Annotated in this window: 20 protein-coding genes; 7 read left to right on the top strand and 13 right to left on the bottom strand. The window is 61.9% G+C overall.

The annotated features are described in order from the left end of the window. Window positions 1-36: 36 nt before the first annotated feature. On the top strand, window positions 37-621 hold the full coding sequence (locus JM946_RS08160) for a hypothetical protein (RefSeq protein WP_203166723.1): 585 nt from the start codon (window positions 37-39) through the stop codon (window positions 619-621). Between the two features lie 68 nt (window positions 622-689). Here the strand turns inward: JM946_RS08160 and JM946_RS08155 are convergent, their stop codons facing one another. Both JM946_RS08155 and JM946_RS08150 read right to left on the bottom strand, forming a co-directional pair. Next, window positions 690-959, bottom strand: coding sequence for a hypothetical protein (locus JM946_RS08155; RefSeq protein ID WP_203166721.1), 270 nt, complete (start codon window positions 957-959; stop codon window positions 690-692). A gap of 303 nt (window positions 960-1,262) precedes the next feature. Beyond that, window positions 1,263-2,759, bottom strand: a complete 1,497-nt coding sequence (locus JM946_RS08150; RefSeq protein WP_203166720.1) for an FAD-binding oxidoreductase — start codon at window positions 2,757-2,759, stop codon at window positions 1,263-1,265. 256 nt (window positions 2,760-3,015) lie between these two features. Here JM946_RS08150 and JM946_RS08145 point away from each other — a divergent pair, with 256 nt between their 5' ends. Continuing rightward, window positions 3,016-4,128 (top strand): aromatic ring-hydroxylating oxygenase subunit alpha, encoded by a 1,113-nt coding sequence (locus JM946_RS08145; protein ID WP_407700524.1) that lies wholly within the window; start codon window positions 3,016-3,018, stop codon window positions 4,126-4,128. Further along, window positions 4,112-5,734, top strand: a complete 1,623-nt coding sequence (locus JM946_RS08140) for a phytoene desaturase family protein (RefSeq protein WP_203166717.1) — start codon at window positions 4,112-4,114, stop codon at window positions 5,732-5,734. Before JM946_RS08145 ends, JM946_RS08140 begins: the two co-directional genes overlap by 17 nt. 14 nt (window positions 5,735-5,748) lie before the next feature. On the opposite strand, the gene JM946_RS08135 is transcribed toward JM946_RS08140, so the two are convergent. Then, window positions 5,749-6,507 carry an SDR family oxidoreductase gene (locus tag JM946_RS08135; RefSeq protein WP_203166715.1) on the bottom strand — a complete coding sequence of 253 codons (759 nt, stop codon included), beginning with the start codon at window positions 6,505-6,507 and terminating at the stop codon, window positions 5,749-5,751. An 81-nt stretch (window positions 6,508-6,588) separates the two neighbouring features. On the opposite strand from JM946_RS08135, the gene JM946_RS08130 reads away from it, so the two are divergent. Beyond that, window positions 6,589-6,828 (top strand): putative signal transducing protein, encoded by a 240-nt coding sequence (locus tag JM946_RS08130; RefSeq protein ID WP_203166713.1) that lies wholly within the window; start codon window positions 6,589-6,591, stop codon window positions 6,826-6,828. Window positions 6,829-7,042: 214 nt separating this feature from the next. Here JM946_RS08130 and JM946_RS08125 read toward each other — a convergent pair whose 3' ends face one another. Further along, window positions 7,043-7,372 (bottom strand): hypothetical protein, encoded by a 330-nt coding sequence (locus JM946_RS08125; protein WP_203166711.1) that lies wholly within the window; start codon window positions 7,370-7,372, stop codon window positions 7,043-7,045. Window positions 7,373-7,567: 195 nt separating this feature from the next. On the opposite strand from JM946_RS08125, the gene JM946_RS08120 reads away from it, so the two are divergent. Next, complete coding sequence (locus JM946_RS08120) at window positions 7,568-8,194, top strand: hypothetical protein (RefSeq protein WP_203166709.1); 627 nt, start codon at window positions 7,568-7,570, stop codon at window positions 8,192-8,194. On the opposite strand, the gene JM946_RS08115 is transcribed toward JM946_RS08120, so the two are convergent. Together JM946_RS08115 and JM946_RS08110 are read right to left on the bottom strand one after the other, a co-directional pair. Then, complete coding sequence (locus JM946_RS08115; protein ID WP_203166707.1) at window positions 8,191-8,844, bottom strand: dihydrofolate reductase family protein; 654 nt, start codon at window positions 8,842-8,844, stop codon at window positions 8,191-8,193. The genes JM946_RS08120 and JM946_RS08115 overlap by 4 nt on opposite strands. 45 nt (window positions 8,845-8,889) lie before the next feature. Beyond that, complete coding sequence (locus JM946_RS08110) at window positions 8,890-9,579, bottom strand: DUF1223 domain-containing protein (protein ID WP_203166706.1); 690 nt, start codon at window positions 9,577-9,579, stop codon at window positions 8,890-8,892. 173 nt (window positions 9,580-9,752) lie between these two features. Between JM946_RS08110 and JM946_RS08105 the strand changes: the two genes are divergently transcribed. After that, window positions 9,753-10,826 carry an alpha/beta fold hydrolase gene (locus tag JM946_RS08105; RefSeq protein ID WP_203166704.1) on the top strand — a complete coding sequence of 358 codons (1,074 nt, stop codon included), beginning with the start codon at window positions 9,753-9,755 and terminating at the stop codon, window positions 10,824-10,826. 19 nt (window positions 10,827-10,845) lie between these two features. Here the strand turns inward: JM946_RS08105 and JM946_RS08100 are convergent, their stop codons facing one another. The 6 genes from JM946_RS08100 to JM946_RS08075 form a co-directional block, all read right to left on the bottom strand. Further along, window positions 10,846-11,727, bottom strand: coding sequence for a hypothetical protein (locus tag JM946_RS08100; RefSeq protein ID WP_203166703.1), 882 nt, complete (start codon window positions 11,725-11,727; stop codon window positions 10,846-10,848). A 555-nt stretch (window positions 11,728-12,282) separates the two neighbouring features. Continuing rightward, a complete protein-coding gene (locus JM946_RS08095) occupies window positions 12,283-14,193 on the bottom strand; it encodes a COG3904 family protein (protein ID WP_203166701.1) in 1,911 nt (636 codons plus the stop codon). 191 nt (window positions 14,194-14,384) lie between these two features. After that, window positions 14,385-14,867 carry a VOC family protein gene (locus JM946_RS08090; protein WP_203166699.1) on the bottom strand — a complete coding sequence of 161 codons (483 nt, stop codon included), beginning with the start codon at window positions 14,865-14,867 and terminating at the stop codon, window positions 14,385-14,387. A gap of 108 nt (window positions 14,868-14,975) precedes the next feature. Beyond that, window positions 14,976-15,332: a phage holin family protein gene (locus JM946_RS08085; protein WP_203166697.1), complete on the bottom strand. Its 357-nt coding sequence runs from the start codon at window positions 15,330-15,332 to the stop codon at window positions 14,976-14,978. Window positions 15,333-15,406: 74 nt separating this feature from the next. Beyond that, window positions 15,407-16,312, bottom strand: coding sequence for a hypothetical protein (locus JM946_RS08080; RefSeq protein WP_203166696.1), 906 nt, complete (start codon window positions 16,310-16,312; stop codon window positions 15,407-15,409). A gap of 6 nt (window positions 16,313-16,318) precedes the next feature. Then, the gene (locus JM946_RS08075) at window positions 16,319-16,966 is read right to left on the bottom strand and encodes a YdeI/OmpD-associated family protein (RefSeq protein ID WP_203166695.1); all 648 of its coding nucleotides are present in this window, start codon (window positions 16,964-16,966) and stop codon (window positions 16,319-16,321) included. A gap of 177 nt (window positions 16,967-17,143) precedes the next feature. On the opposite strand from JM946_RS08075, the gene JM946_RS08070 reads away from it, so the two are divergent. Continuing rightward, window positions 17,144-17,683, top strand: a complete 540-nt coding sequence (locus JM946_RS08070) for a DUF488 domain-containing protein (RefSeq protein ID WP_203166694.1) — start codon at window positions 17,144-17,146, stop codon at window positions 17,681-17,683. Here JM946_RS08070 and JM946_RS08065 read toward each other — a convergent pair. Beyond that, complete coding sequence (locus JM946_RS08065) at window positions 17,650-17,940, bottom strand: GIY-YIG nuclease family protein (protein WP_203166693.1); 291 nt, start codon at window positions 17,938-17,940, stop codon at window positions 17,650-17,652. The two genes, JM946_RS08070 and JM946_RS08065, sit on opposite strands and share 34 nt — an antisense overlap. Between the last annotated feature and the right edge of the window lie 11 nt (window positions 17,941-17,951).

Genomic DNA, 17,951 nt, shown 5'->3' with positions numbered 1-17,951 from the left:
ACGCGAACCTGTGCTTGTGATTCCGGGGAGATTCCTATGACCACCAGAACGAAGGCATCCGCCTTGCTCAAGCCCGCGCTCCTCACCTGCCTCGCACTCGCCGCAACCCTGGCGAGCGCCAGCGACGACAACCGTAACAACGACAGCAATCGTCAGACGAGCGTAACCGCCTCGTTCGGCCGCGGGCTCAACACCGCTTCGCCGGGCAATCCTGTGAATCACGTGGTCCTGCCGAAGAGGATCCATGTGAAGAAGGGCGGCGTCGTGGACTTCGGCGTGGCGGGATTTCACGACATCGTGATATTCAAACCGGGCGTAACCCTCGAGGACTTGAACGACGGCAGTGGACAACTGCCGGTATTTCCACCGGTGTTCGTGATCCCGCCGAACCCGACCACTCCGCTACCGGCGAGCAGCGCGTTCCTTGCGGACAAGATCTATTACCGCGGCATCAACCCCGCCGGCGGACCACTCGCCACCCCACCTGTAGTGGATCCCCTCAACGCCCAGAACCGCAGCGAACCCGTCGCTTTCCTCGAGGCCGGAACCTACCTCGTGATCTGCAACATCCGCCCGCACTTGCTGGATGGAATGTATGGGTACGTAAGAGTGAGCAACTGAGCTCGCTCCGCTGCGCGAATCATCAGGCCACAACACCGCATCCCCTCCCGCCCGGGAGGGGATCCAATTCATTCAGAAAGGTACTGCCAACCTCGAGCGACGTTCGAGCTGTCTCCTTCCTGGCGAAGCGCCACCACCAACCTCGAGGCGACGTTCGAGCTGTCTCCTTCCTGGCGAAACGCCACCACCAACCTCGAGGCGACGTTCGAGCTGTCTCCTTCCTGGCGAAACGCCACCACCAACCTCGAGGCGACGTTCGAGGTGTCTCCTTCCTGGCGAAACGCCACCACCAACCTCGAGGCGACGTTCGAGGTGTCTCCTTCCTGGCGAAGCGCCACTACCAACCTCGAGGCGACGTTCGAGCTGTCTCCCTTCCTGGCGATACGCCACCACCAACGTTGAGGCGACGTTCGAGGTGTCCTCGCTTCTTCCGGCAGCGTCGAACAAGAGGGACCTTGTCGCCGCAGTGCGCCCAGGGACGGGACCCCTCGGGCGCGCTTGCGCGACTGAGGGGAGCACGGTGCCGGAAGGAGCGAGGACACCTCGGACGGCGCGAGCCACCGCCCCCTCTTTTCGTAACTGACCCCGCCACCAACGCAACTAGCCCAAAGCAGCGCCCCAATCTTTCCCTCTGAACGGGGTCAGGTTCGCTTCGGCTGCACGTTAGCATTCAAGCGAAACAAATTCGTCGGGTCGTACTTGGTCTTCAACGCGACCAGCCGCTGATGATTGCCCCGATAATTCGCATTGATCTGAGCAGCCGTCGCCTCACGCGGCATATCGTTCACATAGAACCCACGAGTGAACTTCTCGAGCCCCGACCAGTACCGCCGCGTCGCTTCGATGTGATCGGCAGGATCCTCACCATGGGCCCAGCCACTCAGAGTCATCATGTTCGCTAACGCATATCGATGAGCGAACGCCGTGGCGTTCTCCGGCACTCGTGAACACGCACCACCGCAGTGCTGGAAGAACAACAAAGTGGCCCGCCTCGGATCGCCCTTGATCCCGCCGACCAGTGCATCGATGAGCTCACCGGGCATGGAAGAAATGAACCCACCTTTGAGATAAGTCCCTAGCGCCCGCGGATCGGCGATATCACCCGAGCGCTGCACATCGACATAGTCCATCGTCGTGACCGTGTCCGCCACCGGCGTCCCCAACTTCCGGATCGGAGCCAGCGCACGCTCCGCATCCTTCACCGGCCCGCTGTAACAAATTTCGAGCTGCACGATCGCGGGCGCGCCGCCGGGCGGCATCATCACCACGGGATCGAAATAAAGCTCGTCCGGCGCCGCGGGCGCATAATCCGCCCACATGCTCAACGCATCGCGCATGCTCTCGAACGGGAACGTCAGCTTGCCCGCCACCACCTCCCGTTGCATCGGGTGCAACTTGAACTCGAAGTGGGTCACGACACCGAAATTGCCGCTGCCGCCCCGCAATCCCCAGAACAACTCCGCATTCTCTCTGGCACTCGTGTGGAGCAATCGCCCGTCCGCGGTCACCACATCCATGGAAGTGAGATTGTCGATGGCCATGCCGAACCGACGCGCCACTCGCCCGAAGCCGCCGCCCAAAGTGAGACCGCCGACGCCCGTGTGTGACACGGTACCAAGCGGCGTCACCAAGCCGTGCGGCATGGTCTCGCGATCGACTTGGCCGAGTAAGCTGCCACCTTTCACCGATATCTTCCGGCCTGGCGCATCCAGCTGAACACCGCGGAAGTTCTTGAGATCGATCTGCAACCCGCGTTCGCAGCTCGATTGCCCGGAATGGCTGTGGCCACCGCACTTCACCGCCAGCAACAGATTGTGCTCGCGGGCGAATTTCACCGCGTTCTGTATCCCCGCCACGTCGGCAGGCTGAGCGATCAGGGCGGGATGTTTGTCGAACGACGGGTTCAGCAGCAGCCGCGCCTGGTCGTACCCGTTATCGCCGGCCAACAGCAGATGACCCTGCAGCTTCTCGGCGAGCTCGCGAATCTCCGCGCCACGAAGCGTCACTTCGCGCCCGTCACCGGTGATCGCGGCCACGTCCGGAATGGGCCCAGAGCGCGCCAAGGCAGGTACGAACTTGAAGGCAGGAAGCGTGGCCGAAGCCAGTAGCGCAGATCTCACGAACTCGCGGCGTTTCATAAAGGCCCCCATGCAATTGAATGGCACAGTCCGTTCGAGTTCTTCTTCAGCGCGCCGTCCCTGTCGGCACGCCGGCAGTTGCGAAGTAGATGCCCCTGCCGGTTCGAATGCAACCGACTTTGGTACGGTGCCCCGCCACGCCTGGGACTGGACATTCAACGCCACTGCAGCAATCCTGGGCATCTTTCCGACCCCCAGGATGGCGCTCATGACTGCCGCTGCCCGATCGCAATCCGCTCCCTCCGCCACCGCCCAAATGGACGATCCGAGCGTGGGTCTGCCGGCCTGGATCTACCACGATCCGGAGTTTTTCGAGCTCGAGAAGCGCTCGATCTTCCGCACCAGCTGGCAGTTGGTGTGCCACGGCAACGACATCCCCAAACCAGGCGACTATCATTGCTTCGACCTGCTGGGCGAGTCGATCGTGTCGGTCCGCGGACGCGACGGCCAGATCCGCAGCTTTCACAATGTATGTCGCCATCGCGCCTCGCGGCTGCTCGACGGGCCGAAGGGACATTGCGGCGGACGCATCACCTGCCCGTATCACGCGTGGAGTTATTCTCTCGACGGACGGCTCATCGGGGTGCCCTATCGCGAAACGTTTCGCGATCTGAATCCCGATCAGCACGGACTCGTGCCACTGGAGCAGGAAATTTTCATGGGCTTCATCTTCATTCGGCTGGAGCCCGGCCTGCCGAGTGTGAGCGAAATGCTGGCACCGTACGTCGACGAGCTCGCCGCCTATCGCATGGAAGAGCTCGTGCCCCAAGGTCGCGTCACTCTGCGACCGCGCAACGTGAACTGGAAGAACGTCGCCGACAACTACTCCGACGGCATGCATATCGACGTGGCGCACCCCGGGCTCAACCGGCTGTTTGGTCGCAGCTATGGAATCGAAGCGCAACCGTGGGCGGACAAGATGTGGGGCCTGCTGCAGGAGTCGCCCCGCAAGAGCTGGTCGGAGCGCATGTATCAACAGCTGCTGCCAGCCGTCGAGTGGCTGCCGCCGGAGCGGCAGCGGCTTTGGACCTACTTCAAGCTGTGGCCGAACCTCGCCTTCGACATCTATCCCGATCAGATCGACTTCATGCAGTTCATTCCGATCTCCGCCACCGAAACCATGATCCGCGAGATCGCCTATGTGCATCCCGACGACCGGCGCGAAATGCGCGCGGCGCGTTTTCTGAACTGGCGCATCAATCGACAGGTCAACAAAGAGGACACCGCGTTGATCTCTCGCGTGCAAGCGGGCATGTATTCGAGCAGCTATACGGTCGGGCCGCTGAGCGAAAGCGAAGTGTGCCTGCGCAGTTTCGCCAAGCGCATGCGCGCCATGATTCCGGAGAGCCGCAGTGCCCGCAAAGTCTGACGTTCTGATCGTCGGCGGTGGCCACAATGGGTTGGTGTGCGCGGCTTACCTCGCCGCGTCGGGCCTGAAGGTAACGGTGCTGGAGCGACGCCATGTGGTCGGCGGCGCGGCAGTCACTGAAGAATTTCACCCGGGCTTTCGCAACTCCGTCGCCTCGTACACGGTCTCGCTGCTCAATCCGAAGGTGATTCGGGATCTGCAGTTGCAAGCGCATGGATTGCGTGTCGTGGAACGCGAGATGTCCAACTTCCTTCCCACCGAGGATGGGCGTTATCTCGCCACAGGCGGCGATCGCACCAAACGTGAAGTCGCGAAGTTCTCACAGAAGGATGCGGATCGACTGGACGCCTACGGCGACCGGCTCGATATCATCGCCGACCTGCTCCGGGACCTGGTTTTGCAGACGCCGCCGAACGTGGTCGATGGCGGCTGGCGCATGGCGTTACCGGAACTGGTGCACGCGGCCAAACTGGGAGGTCGTTTCAGCAAGCTCGACATGGCGATGCGCCAGGAATTGTTGAGCCTGTTCGTCACTTCCGCCGGCGACTATCTGGACGGCTGGTTCGAGAGCGCGCCGATCAAAGCGGTCTACGGTTTCGACGGCGTCGTCGGCAACTATGCGAGCCCCTACTCTCCAGGGTCCGCCTACGTTCTGCTTCATCACGTGTTCGGTGAGGTAAATGGTAAGAAAGGTGCGTGGGGTCACGCCATCGGCGGCATGGGCGCGATCACGCAAGCGATGGCCAAGTCGGCCGCCAGCCGCGGCGTGGACATTCGCGTCAACGCGGGCGTGCGAGAGATCATCGTCGAGAACGGCAAAGCTGTCGGCGCGGTGACCGAGTCGGGCGAAACGTTTCATGCCGCTGCCGTCGTCTCGAATCTGAACCCCAAATTGTTGTATACGAGCCTGCTCGATCCGGCGGCATTGCCTGCCACCTTTCTGGAGCGCATCAAACAATGGCGCTGCGGCTCCGGCACATTTCGCATGAACGTCGCGCTGTCCGAGCTGCCGGACTTTTCTTGCCTGCCCGGGAAGCAGCGCGCGGCTCATCACACCGCGGGCATCATCATCGCACCGACGTTGGCTTATATGGAGCGCGCCTACTTCGACGCCCGCACCCATGGCTGGTCGAAACAACCCATCGTCGAAGTGCTCATTCCCTCGACCCTGGACGACAGCCTCGCGCCTGCCGGTCAACACGTCGCCAGCATGTTCTGCCAGCACGTCGCGCCAACGCTGCCGAACGGCGAATCGTGGGACGCGCATCGTGAAGCTGTCGCCGATCTCATGATCGATACAGTCAACGCGCACGCGCCCAACTTCAAGGCCGCCGTGCTCGGTCGACAGATCATGAGCCCGCTGGATCTGGAACGCACCTTCGGCCTGATCGGCGGCGATATCTTCCACGGCGCGCTCAGCCTGGATCAAATGTTCTCCGCCCGCCCCATGCTCGGCCACGGCAACTATCGCGGCCCGCTGCATGGCTTATATATGTGCGGCTCCGGCACACACCCCGGCGGCGGAGTCACTGGCGCACCGGGCCACAACGCCGCTCACGAAATTCTCAGCGATTTCCGCCGCCGAGTGCTTCGGCGAGTCGCCTGATCGGGCGGGTGGGTCTAACCCCGACCCACGAACGGCATCTTGGTCGCCATGATGGTCATGAACTGCACGTTTGCATCGAGCGGCAGGTTGGCCATGTAGAGCACGGATGAGCCGACGTGCTCGACGTCCATCAGCGGCTCGACCGCGATGCTGCCGTTGGCCTGGGGCACGCCGTGGGCCATCGGCGCCGCGAGATCGGTGACTGCATTGCCGATGTCGATCTGTCCACAGGCAATATCGTATTTCCGGCCGTCGAGCGAAGTGGACTTGGTGAGCCCGGTCACGGCGTGCTTGGTCGCCGTGTATGGCGCAGAGTTCGGTCTCGGCGCGTGCGCCGAGATCGAACCGTTGTTGATGATGCGCCCACCGCGCGGCTGCTGCGCCTTCATGAGCTTGAAGGCCGCCTGCGTGCAAAGAAACATTCCGGTGAGATTGACGTCCACCACGTGCCGCCATTGTTCGAAGGTCAATTCTTCGAGCGGCACAGGCGGCGCGGCGACGCCGGCGTTGTTGAACAGCACGTCCAGACGACCGAAGTTGGCCTGAGTCCTTTCGAACAACGCCTGCACCGAACCAGGATGGGCTACGTCTGTCGGAACCGCCAGCGCCCGAGAGCTATCGACCCCCGCCTGCGCGATCACCGCCTCGAGGGGCTCCTTGCGACGTCCTGCGAGCACGACGCGATAGCCGTCCCGGAGCATCGCCAAGGCCACCGCCTTGCCAATCCCCGTTCCAGCTCCCGTGACGATCGCTACTCTTTCCCGTGCAGTCATTGACAACCCCTGGCGCCTGGATTCAGCCATACTACCGCCGTTGGCCGCACCTTCGAAACGGCCTGAACAGCGGAGCGTATCGTGACGCCAGTCTTTCGTTGCAGCGACTACTTCGAAGCCCACCTGCTCGCGGGGCTGCTGCGAGAGCATGGCATAGATACGTTCGTTCAAGGATCGTACTTGCAAGGCGCGCTCGGCGAAGTGCCCGCGATCGGCTTCCTCGCGATCATGGTCGACGAGGAGGATCGGACCGCCGCGAAACGTATCGTCGACGCTTATGAGCGCGGCGACCTGAAGCTGGACGATGCACAGTTCGAATGAACCGTCGTCTCAAGGCGTCGGTCGATAGATTCGATCGTACACGTAGTCCGCGACCCGCTGGCCTTGGGTGATTTCTTCGTACTACACAGACACGCGCCGCGAGCCACGCGCTGATAGCTCGGATATCACGCTTGCTCCCGAGCAAACAAAACGCCGCCCGAAGGCGGCGTTTCGTTTCCAGCCGACCGCACCGACGCGCGGCGACCGACCCTGCTCAATCCGTACAGATCTTTGCTTTGTAGTAGCCATCGGCCCACGCATTCAAGGCGGCAGCCTGGTTGTGACGAAGCGCGTCGCTTCCCTTGCCCTGACTGGTGAGGTTGCGCAGCACATCGGCCACACACGCCTCGCTGCCACAGTACTGTGTCGCCCAATATTCCGTATGGTTCTTCCAGAAGCCCGGGCTGCAATCGTTCAATTTCGGCGGCGGCGGCGGTGGTGGCTCCTCACCACCGTCGGGCGCCGTGGCTGAAGCGAAATAGCCCAGTGACATTCCTACTCCAAGCGCGGCAACGCACAATGTGTTTCTTATCAGCTTACTCATGACAAACCCCTTTGTTGTTGAAGCGCCCGCGATTAATGCAAGCCACGCACCGTAAAAATAAAACGATCGATAACGTCCCGCGTTAACGGCTCGAGAGCACCATGACGCGTAAGCGGCATGTATCCAATCTCGACGGTGCAAGCGCCACATGCCCGCGCTCTCCCATTCAGCGAGTTCTTGTATGATGCCGCCTCGATGGCAGTTTCCCGTCAGGAAGTCGGCAGGTCCGAGATGAAGAAATATGGCGTGCTGTTGGCGGTACTGATGCTGGCCGGTTGCTCGGCGCAGCCCACCGTGAAGTCATGGATGGATCCGGTGTCGTCGGTCACGATCACGGCGCAGACCGAACCGATGGTCATGATTCGCGCCGAGCCGCCCCCCGTGTTCAACGAGCGCGATTACGCGCAGCTGACGGCCATCGAAGTCAACCGCATGGGCGACCGGCGACTGTATCTGGTGGCGATTTTATGGACCACCGCCGACTTTTCACCGACGGTGCCGCAAAAGCTCGAAGCTTCGTTCCAGAACGTCGAGGTGCAGGTCGGCGATCGCGCACTCTCACTCGCCCGCCACGCAGGCACTGCATCCGAACTGGGTATCAGCCAGTCGGCGCTGCCGCTGCCCATTCCCGGTTCGACTCACATTTATTTCCCGATCGAGCGCGAAGATCTGCTGGCGATCTCGCGCTCGAATCGCATCCTGCTCACCGCGCGTGGTGTTCCGGACGCACCACGTCGTTATGAGGAATTCAGCGATGGCCGCCAGAGCCTCAGCGATTTTCTGAGCCAGCTGCCGGGCGAGTCGAGCCGCTCCGGCGGCTAAGCGCCGGCGGCTCTGCCGATGATCACGTGGAGCACCTGTTCAGAAGTTCGACGCTCGATCACCTCATAGCCGAGCGCGCCAAGATCCAGCCCCTGGAATAGCGACTCGCCCCGGCCCAGCAGTCTCGGCACGATCGCCAGGTGCATCTCGTCGATGAGTCGGGCCTCCAGGAACTGCCGGATGGTGGAAGCTCCGCCGCCGATCCGCACATCCTTGCCCTTCGCTGCTTTGACTGCCTGCTCGAGTGCGGCGTGAATGCCCTCGGTCACGAAATGAAACGTCGTGCCGCCGGCCATTTCGATCGGAGCGCGCGGATGATGGGTCAGCACGAACACCGGCACGTGATACGGCGGATTCGTTCCCCACCAGCCCTTCCACTGATCGTCCGGCCACTCACCGCGAATCGGACCGAACATGTTCCGTCCGAGGATCCAGGCGCCCATGTTGTCGAAACCGCGGGCCAGAAAGTCATCGTCGATGCCCGTGCTGCCGCCTTCGCCACCGTGCATTCTTTTGAACGTCCGGGTGGCGACCGCCCATTCATGCAATGACTCGCCACCGACGCCGAGAGGATTCTGCAGCGACTGGTCGGGACCGGCGCCGTAGCCGTCCAGTGAAACAGCAAAGCCGGCAACGCGAATCTTGCTCATGCAGTGGGTTCTCCTTGAATCGACCGATGATCGGCGGATGAGATTTCAACGCAGCGCCAGCCTGGCGGCGCCGGCGATCGCGCCTTGATTCTTCCGCTGCAGGATGACGGCCACGCCGGTCGCATCCTGCGGCAATTCCGTGATCGACGCGCTCATCCGCTGCGGCTTGCCGTTCCAGGTGCCAAGCCGCTTGAACGAGCGAACCACGTTGTAATGTTTCAGCGTGCGCCGAGCGTTTTCGCCGGCGGCGATCTTGTGCGTGGCCTCGGCCAGATAGGAAACCAGATAAACATCCATCGACTCGCGCCAGGCTTCGGTGAACTGAATCTGCAGGTTGCTGCCGACCTTCGATAACCTCATGGCCAGCGCATCCCGGTCGCCCGCGATGGCCTGCTCCACCGCCTGGCGATTCGATCCCACCAGGCTGGTGTCGCCACTCACCACGATCTGTGGTGTGAACGCGCCGGCGCGCGACAACCGCCTGATGTAGCCCTTCTGCCGCTGCGTGGCCTCGGGCATCGAGAAGCGATCCTTCCAGCCCTGATCGTCCCAGTAGTCGACGTGATAGGCCAAGGCGATGACGTCGGGCCGGCGCGCCAACTCGCCGAGCAAGGCGTCAGCCGGCGGACACGAGCTGCATCCCTGCGAGGTGAACAATTCCACGACCACGGGTTGTGCGCCGGCGCTTACCGAGAGCAGCAGGGTGGCCAATGCCGACAGCATGAAACGTCTCATGAAAACATCCTGGCACATCCGTCGCCCTCACCGCATCTCATCGTGCGCACCGGCACCCGTGGGGAGACTGAGCGTGGCATCGTCCCAACATAACGCTCCGGACCGCGAGCGGCAAGCGCCGCCCAGGTTTGATATAAGAGCGCCCGGCGCCCTTTGTCACTGGAACTCATCGCATGCTTCGAATCGTGCTCCTGCTGCTGTGTCAGTTTGCCGTGCAGACCCTGTGCATGGCCCAGGCGAACTATCCACAACCGGTCGAAGGCGACGTGGTCCTGCGCAACTTCCGCTTCCAATCGAACGAGCAGTTGCCGGAGCTGCGCTTGCATTACCGAACGGTGGGCAAGCTCGAGCGTGATGCCAAAGGCGTGGCGAAGAATGCGGTGCTGATCCTGCACGGCACGGGAGGCAGTGGCGCTCAGTTCCTGCGCGCCGATTTCGCGGATCGACTGTTTCGCGTCGGCGGCGTCCTCGATGGAACGAAATATTTCATCGTCCTGCCGGACGGCATCGGTCACGGCCAATCCAGCAAACCGAGCGATGGGTTGCGCGCCAGGTTTCCGCGTTATGGCTATCTCGACATGATCGAGGCGCAGCGTCTGCTGCTGAAGGAGCTTGGCGTCGAGCATGCGCGGCTGGTGATGGGCACGTCGATGGGCGGCATGCACAGCTGGTTATGGGGCGAGCTGCACCCGCAGTTCATGGACGCCCTGCTGCCCCTCGCCAGCCTTCCGGGACAGATCTCGGGGCGCAATCGCGCGTGGCGACGCGTGGTCATCGACGCGATCCGCAACGATCCCGAGTGGCGGCAAGGAGACTATAAGGAGCAACCTGCCGCGTTGAAGACGGGTCTGCAGATGCTGTTCCTGATGGGCAGCAACCCGGTGCTGCGCCAGGAGCAGATGCCGACGCTGCGTCGTAGCGATGAAGTGCTGGACGCTTACGTCAGCAACGCGTTGAAGACCGCCGATGCCAATGACCTGCTTTATGCGCTGTCGGCTTCGGAGGATTACGACCCGGCCCCGCAGCTGGAGATGATTCGAGCCCCGCTACTGGCGATCAATTTCGCCGACGACCTGATCAACCCTCCCGAGCTGCAGATCCTCGAGCGCGAGATTCGTCGCGTGCCGAACGGCAAGGCGCTGCTGATACCGTTCAGCGACCAGACGGCGGGCCACGGCACTCACACGTTGGCGGAAGTGTGGGAGCAGCACCTGGCAGAGTTGCTGCGGCAGTCGGAGCGAAGCTGACTGCCGCAGCATCGCAGCGCTATCGATCGTTCAGCCGCTGGAACGATACCGCCGGCGCATTCGGGTGCTTGTACTGCGAAGTCTTCTGGTCCGACACATGGGTCACGCCAGGCACTTTGGCCCATGCCTGTGCATCCGCTCGCGTGTTGGCGATCACCAGCACGCGACGATGGCCGAGATTGCCGAAAGGCCGGTTCGCGTATTTCACATGCCAGGGCGACAGCGGCTTGGGATGCTCGAGCACCACGCCGTCGACGTAGCGTTCCCCTTCAAGCGCTTTGATATTGCCCGCTTCCCACACGTTGTTGTTCACGATGATGAAACTGGGCTTGATTGCCCGCCGCCGCGCGTCCAACCGGCGCATCAGATCGATGTTGCCCTTCGCATAGGCGTTCTTTTCCGCCAGCGGCCAGGAGTTCCACTCCGCCAGACTGCTCCAGGGTCGCACACCCACGCTATCCACGAACACGCCATCCACTTTGCCTTCACGCATCAGACGCTCGACGTAGCTCACCACGTAATCCGCCCAATCCGATCCCGCGCGAATGTCGGTCATGCGCGTGTTCGCCCATGCGCTTCTCTGGCCATACGTCGGATAGGGCCACAGCGGCACCTGGCCGATGTCGTTCATGTAGAACTGCGTGTCGAGCGCGCACACGAAATGATCCGGCCGCGCTATCGGATTGATATAAGCGAGCACCTCCGCCCCCTTCTGTCTCGCGGCCTGAAATGCCGGATCGTTCCGATTGCACCGCCCCGCGATCAGCATGCCCGTCGGCTTGCCGTATAAGTGGACGTTGGTGACGTTCTTCCAAGCGATCCCCAACGGATTCGCCGCGCTCGCGGACTCCACCGCGACAACAGACAGCAATAGTGCGCTGGCTGCAACGAGTGCATGCATTCGGAACATCTCTCTCACCCTTCTTAGTCTGATTGCTAGTGACAGCCGGTCACGTGCGGCCCTCGGCGTCGCCACCGAAGACCGATCACAGATTCTTTGGAATATGCGCGTGCCCGACGATTCTTCTGAGTTGCGCGCGCGACCCTACGCGCGATCACTCGTAGTGCGCAACTGTCGCTGAAGCTCCACGCCGGAAATCTTTTACTGGAAAAGTTACAGAGGCGCGTATTGCAAGCGAGCTTCATGCGACGATTTCGCGTGACCCAGAGCGGTCGCCGATGCGATCGCCCACCAAGAAGCACCACCCGAATGAGCCGCTATGGTTGATGGCTAGCCAGACACCTCGAGTGGGATTCCAAATAATTGCTGGCTCGTGCCTTGTCTCATCCGATGAGCACGGCGAGGCGGACGGTTCGATCCATGGTGCTTACCGTACGGTGACGCCGGCCGCGACGACTTGAATCTACATTCGGCGTTTCGAAGGAAACGTCGACTGTTGAATCGCCGCCGGCTTTGCGGAGGCACATTGGCGGACTATGCAGACGTTGCTTTATCTCATTCGTCGCCGGACTGAAACATCCCGCGTAACAGGATTGCTCGCGCGGTCGCGGGTTGCGAGGCGACGGCTTCGTAGAACGCGAGCGTTGAAGTGCAGCGCCGGTGAGGTTCGTCGGCAAACTGTTCTGGCGCCGCGACGACGTCGAGAATCGATGGGTCGAGCGCCTCGGCCACCGGCAGAAGCGCCTGTTGGAACTGCCCAGCAGACACCGTCGCTCGCGGCACGGGGGATGCAGCAAGCTGCGACAGGCTCCACTGCATCTCCTCCTCGATGAGCTCGGGTGCGAACACCTTTGTTACATCGAGTTTCGAATCCAGGAACAGGCCACAGGCATCCGCTCCCAACTCGCTTGCCGCGCTCAGCTGACGAATCGACAAATTCAGAAATGCCTCGAGGCCGGCATCGTCCGCCGTGGCGAGGAGCTGCGGGTAGATGTCGGACAGGATCCGACGGGCCGCGGCAGAAATATCGCCGTCGCGAGCGCCGGACTGATACTGCGCCCAGGCTGCATCGATCGCTTGATCGACCGTCCCCGGAAAGCGCCTGTCCATAGCCTGCATCAGCGGCAACGATCGATAAGCCTGCTCGAGCTCCGAGCGTGAGCCAAACTTGGCAGCGAGCATGGCGGCCTCGCCACCGAGCGAGACACGTGTGAGCACACCGTTGTCGATGAGCTCATCGCGCGAGGGATACCACATCTGCTCTGACTTGGTGTTGCGAATCCGATCGAGGAAGGGCTCGGAGATGCCCGCCGTGCGATAGTAGGCGAGCATCTTGGTAAGACCCGCCTGATAATCACTGGTGCCAGCGAAGGAAGGACGATGAAAGCCGATCTTGGCATTCGGCGTGGCGGCGCGATCCTTGCCTGCAAGGAACAAATAAGTACACGCGCTCGCGCACTGCCCCTCAACGTAGGTATCCAGGCCTCGGTCGCGAACCATCTCGGCGAGCTGCTCTGCTTCACGAATGCGTCCGCCCTGTGAGTCGAGCACGATCGTGCGAACTTCAGGCGCCGCTCCGAGAACTTGATGCACGTACTCGTAGCTGCCGGTGCCAATCGTGCCCTGTAGCGTCAGGATGGTGCCGTCAGCGGAGAGTGTTGCATTCACACGCTTCAACGAATCGTAGTTGAAGGCGATCGACGCAAATTCGCCCATCTGCGGACCCAGCTGCGTGCCCACCCTGGCTACGAAACTGAGCGCGCTCAAGCAGGTAACGACCTGGGCCGCAATCGCCCAGCCGGCGCTGCCCCCGCGACTGGCGTGCTGATTGGCCGATCGCAAGATGCCGACGGTCGACCAGATGGTCACCAGGATGAGTAGCGACATCAGCCCAAGCATCACAAAGGCGGTGGTGCGAAGTTCCCAATCCTTTGCCAGCTCGGCCATGAGCAGAAACAGCAGCCCGAGACCCAGGCCCAGCAGCGAGCCATTCACCCAATAGGAGATCGGAAGCGACAACTCACCGCGCCAGTGCCGGATGAAGTAGTTGCGGCTCGCGGGCGCCTCGACTGATTGCGCGCTCTGGGCTGCTTCCCAGGTGCTCGGCTCGTAGTTCTCATCTTCCGCCTTCACCTTGCGAAGCGCGTACAGATTCCACGCAAAAGGCGCTGCGAACAGTGCAACCAGGAGCGCGATGGCGGCAGCTTTCGCATGCAAGCCTGTGTTCAAGAACAGTGCGACCGTCGATGCCGCAAAACAGAACAGGCCGAACACATTGAGGCCGAACGCCCAGCCGTAGAGCGAGCCGCTCGGTTGGTCGGCCGCGCGCATTGTGAGGAAGGGTACGACGAGCCAGATGGAGGCAGGCAAGGCGCCGCCCAATCCACCGCCCATCGCCGCACCCACGACGGCGAGCGCAAACAGAGCCAGCAGAATTCCATTGACGACTTTCAGCGCTCGATTCATCCGTATCCCCTGACAATGTTCTAGGAATGTTTGGAGCAGGGATGTGCTCGGGCGAGGAATATTCTCACAAATTCAGAATAGTTTGTGGTTCGGCTAAACGGACCTTCACAGGGAATGGGATCGCGCGGCTGCGAGACGCGCTTGGTTATGTCTAGCCGGGCGCTACGCGCCCGGCCGACAGGAAAGCCGTCTCAGGCCGCGCCGCGAACGGCTGCTTCGATGGCGGCGATGTCGATCTTTTTCATTTTCATCATCGCGTCGAACGCGCGCTTCGCGACGGCAGGGTCGCGATGGGTGGTGGCTTCGATCAGAACGCGAGGGCTGATCTGCCAGGACACGCCCCATTTGTCCTTGCACCAGCCGCAGACGCTCTCGGCGCCGCCGTTGCCGACGATGGCGTTCCAGTAGCGATCGGTCTCGGCCTGGTCTTCGGTGATCACCTGAAACGAAAACGCTTCACTGTGCTTGAAGATGGGACCGCCGTTCAGGCCGAGGCAAGCCACGCCCAGCACGGTGAACTCGACCGTGAGCGCCTGCCCTTGCTTGCCGCCGGGGAAATCGCCCGGCGCGGAGTGGACGGCCGTAACGGCACTGTTCGGGAAGGTCTCGGCGTAAAATCTGGCGGCTTCTTCCGCCGTGCCGTCGTACCAAAGGCAAATGACATTCTTGGCCATGGAGGTCTCCGAGGATTCATGAGTGAGCGAGTCTGTCGAATCCAAGGACGGGCGAGCGGCGGGACAACCGACAGCTCGCGCCGAATTTTTTTCGCGGCAGCGACTGGGCTAAAAGACGGAGCGCACGATCCACTCGCCGAGCGTCCCCGCCAGCGACATCACCAGGGCGCCGCCGAGCGCCCAGCCGAAGCCGTCGATCTTCAGGTGGTCGGTCAGCTTGTCCGTGATGACGAGCAGGATGGCGTTGATGATCCACCGCGTGATGAACGCCAGCAGCCACGCGATGCCGAGAGTCGCGACGGTGAAGACCGCGAACAGCAGCCAGCCCAGCAGGAAGTTGAGCACGCCAAAAATCGCGGCCACCAGCAAGGCGCTCTTGGCGCTCTTGATATGGAAGCCCGGCAGGATGGCAGCCGTGATCCACACGGCGAACGAGAGGATCAACCACGAAAGAATCAGGCTCATGCTTCAGTCTCGCTGCGTTGGGCTCGTAAGACTAACACCAGAACGCAGCCTCGCCAGCTTCGGAAATCGGCGGCTCAGTTCGCCGCAGGATGAGCCGCAACGCAAGCTTTGAACCTGGCCGCGGCATCCGGGGCGTGAGCAGTGTTCGTCGTGGCCCGGAAGGGCTTTGGCGGCTCGCCGGCAACGGATCGGTGACCACTGAAGACGAGTTCCGCAGGCTGCATCAACCTGTCTACGAAGGCGAGCGCTGCGGCTCCTTTCACGGTATCCGCAGAGTATGTATACGTTGCAGTCACCTGAGTTGTCGCCCTGGTCAGCGGCACTGGCTCACCATCGATGACGAGACGCGTGGACCTCGGAACATCGAAGGCCCCGACAAGTTTCAACGTCATCACTGGCGTGGGCGATCCGTCCGCGCTGCTTCGAACAGGCACCGGAGGCGTTCCATAAACGTAACCGAAGCGGAGCTCGGCGCCACCCTCCAACAAATGATCGATACCGCAGTACCACCCCGAGTCGGAGAAGTACCAAGGATTGACGATCTTGCTGATTGTGCCGTCGCGGTAAGCGCGCAATATTTCCAGATCGCTCTGCTTGCGAGCGCCCGTTTCGCCACTGAGGATGCCTGTGCCGCTGCATGCGTGGGTGCGGCCCTCCTCGAGAAATAGCAGGTACAGCTCACCGATCTTGAAAGCAATGTCGCAGGTGTCCGAAACGTAGCCGGCACTGGCAGGACGCTGCTGAACCCGAGCCTCTGAACCCTTCAAGTTTTCGATGGTATCGAAGGTCCAGCCGTGATCGCGGCACTGTCCGTCCTGTGACAATCTGTCCGGCGCGCAGCCGGTGATCTTCGCGATCAGGATGTGATCGGCACGCTGATAATGCTCTTCCAAGCTCAGGCCCGGTCGGCACGTGCAGGCGGACGCGACACGCGACAGGCCGGCCAGCAGCAAGATGAACAACAGCATCCACCTTGCCATGCCCGCTCACCTCTTGTTCGGCTTGGCTCGGCTGGCCACGGCCTTCTTTTCGAGTCGTTGAGGCACGATGGTTTCGCCCTTGGCAAGCATCGCGACCAGCGTCTCGATCTTCTTCGCGCGCCCGGCGGGCGTTTTCATGTTGTTGGTGCGAAAGGTCAACGCGAACAGGTTCTGGCGGTTGAGCAGTTCAAAGGTCTTGCGGGCGCGAGCGTTCGCATCGATTGCGGCGCGCAGGTCTTTCGGAATGGTGTCTGCGGAGGCGCTGCGGATCGGGGCGTAAGCGGCATCCCAGCGACCATCGGCTTTGGCGGCGTCGATCTGCTTCTGGCCGTGCGGAGTCATGCGGCCGGCCGCGATCAGGCGCGCAACGTTCTCGCGATTGATGTGGCTCCAGATGCTCTTGGGCTTGCGCGGCGTATAGCGTTGCAGAAACGAGCTGTCGTCATAGGCCTTGCGTATTCCGTCGATCCAGCCCCAGCACAGCACGACATCGAGCGCCTCGGCGGTAGTCACGGTCGGTTTACCGGAGTCCTTCTTGTAAACCCGCAGCCACAGCTCCGTCTCCCGGTCGTGATATCTGCTGAGCCACTGCTCGAAATCGGCCGCCGACCGGAAGCTCTTGATCTTTTTCGGATCGGGGATGACCTGCGCCATACGTTGACCGCTCGTTACTGCCCTGTGCCCCAGAAAACGAACTTCGGCGGTGCTGCCGCGTTCCACCAGACGATTCGTCGACTGGGTACGGGTCCTGCACCGGAAAACCATGGGTTCGCAAACACACTGTAACACCGAAGACGCCGACAGACTCGACCGGCGCCGGCAGGCTCACCGATGAGTCTCAAAGTCTGGACGGTCGGGCACTCCACTCGATCGTGGCAGGAATTCGTTCGGCTGCTGTGGTCCTATGAGCTTCAGGCCGTCGCGGACGTACGGAAGCTGCCGGGCTCGCGCCGGCTGCCGCAGTTCGATCACCAGGCGCTACGCGAACAGCTGCCGGCCAACGGGTTCGCCTATCGCTGGTTTCCTGCCCTTGGAGGCAGGCGACGAGCGCACAAGGACTCGGCAAACACCGGCTGGCGCAATGTTTCTTTCCGAGGTTATGCGGACCATCTGCAATCCGAGGAATTCGAGACGGGACTCGCAGAGCTACTCGAATTGGCCAGTCAGGAACGCACCGCGTTGATGTGCGCCGAAGCCGTCTGGTGGCGCTGTCATCGTCGATTGATCGCAGACGTATTGGAATTGCGCGGCGTGGAGGTCATCCACATCATGGATGAAACGCATGCAAAGCGCCACGAGATCGCGCCGCCGGCGCGCGTGGTGAACGGCGAGCTCACCTACCCTGGCGATGGCGGCGATGGATCGGCTTGAAACGCTCCGCATTCTTGCGCCCAGGCCAGGCGCTGCGTGCGATTCAATTTCTTCAGCGCCGCCTCTGCCTTCATTGCCTCGGACTTGCTAGCAAAAGCGCGCGCCCCCAGCACGCGGGTCGGTGGATTGGAACGCGTGAACTTCGCGCCTTTGCCGCTGCTATGAGCGGCAAAGCGCGCAGCAACGTCGATCGCGATGCCGGCGTAAGTGCGACCATCGCGGCAAGCGAGCAAATACAGCCACCAGCACTGCGTCATCCAGAAATCTT

It is taken from the genome of Steroidobacter gossypii (assembly GCF_016801985.1).
GTDB classification, from domain to species: Bacteria; Pseudomonadota; Gammaproteobacteria; order Steroidobacterales; family Steroidobacteraceae; genus Steroidobacter; species Steroidobacter gossypii.
This window is presented reverse-complemented; position numbering and strand designations above follow the sequence as displayed.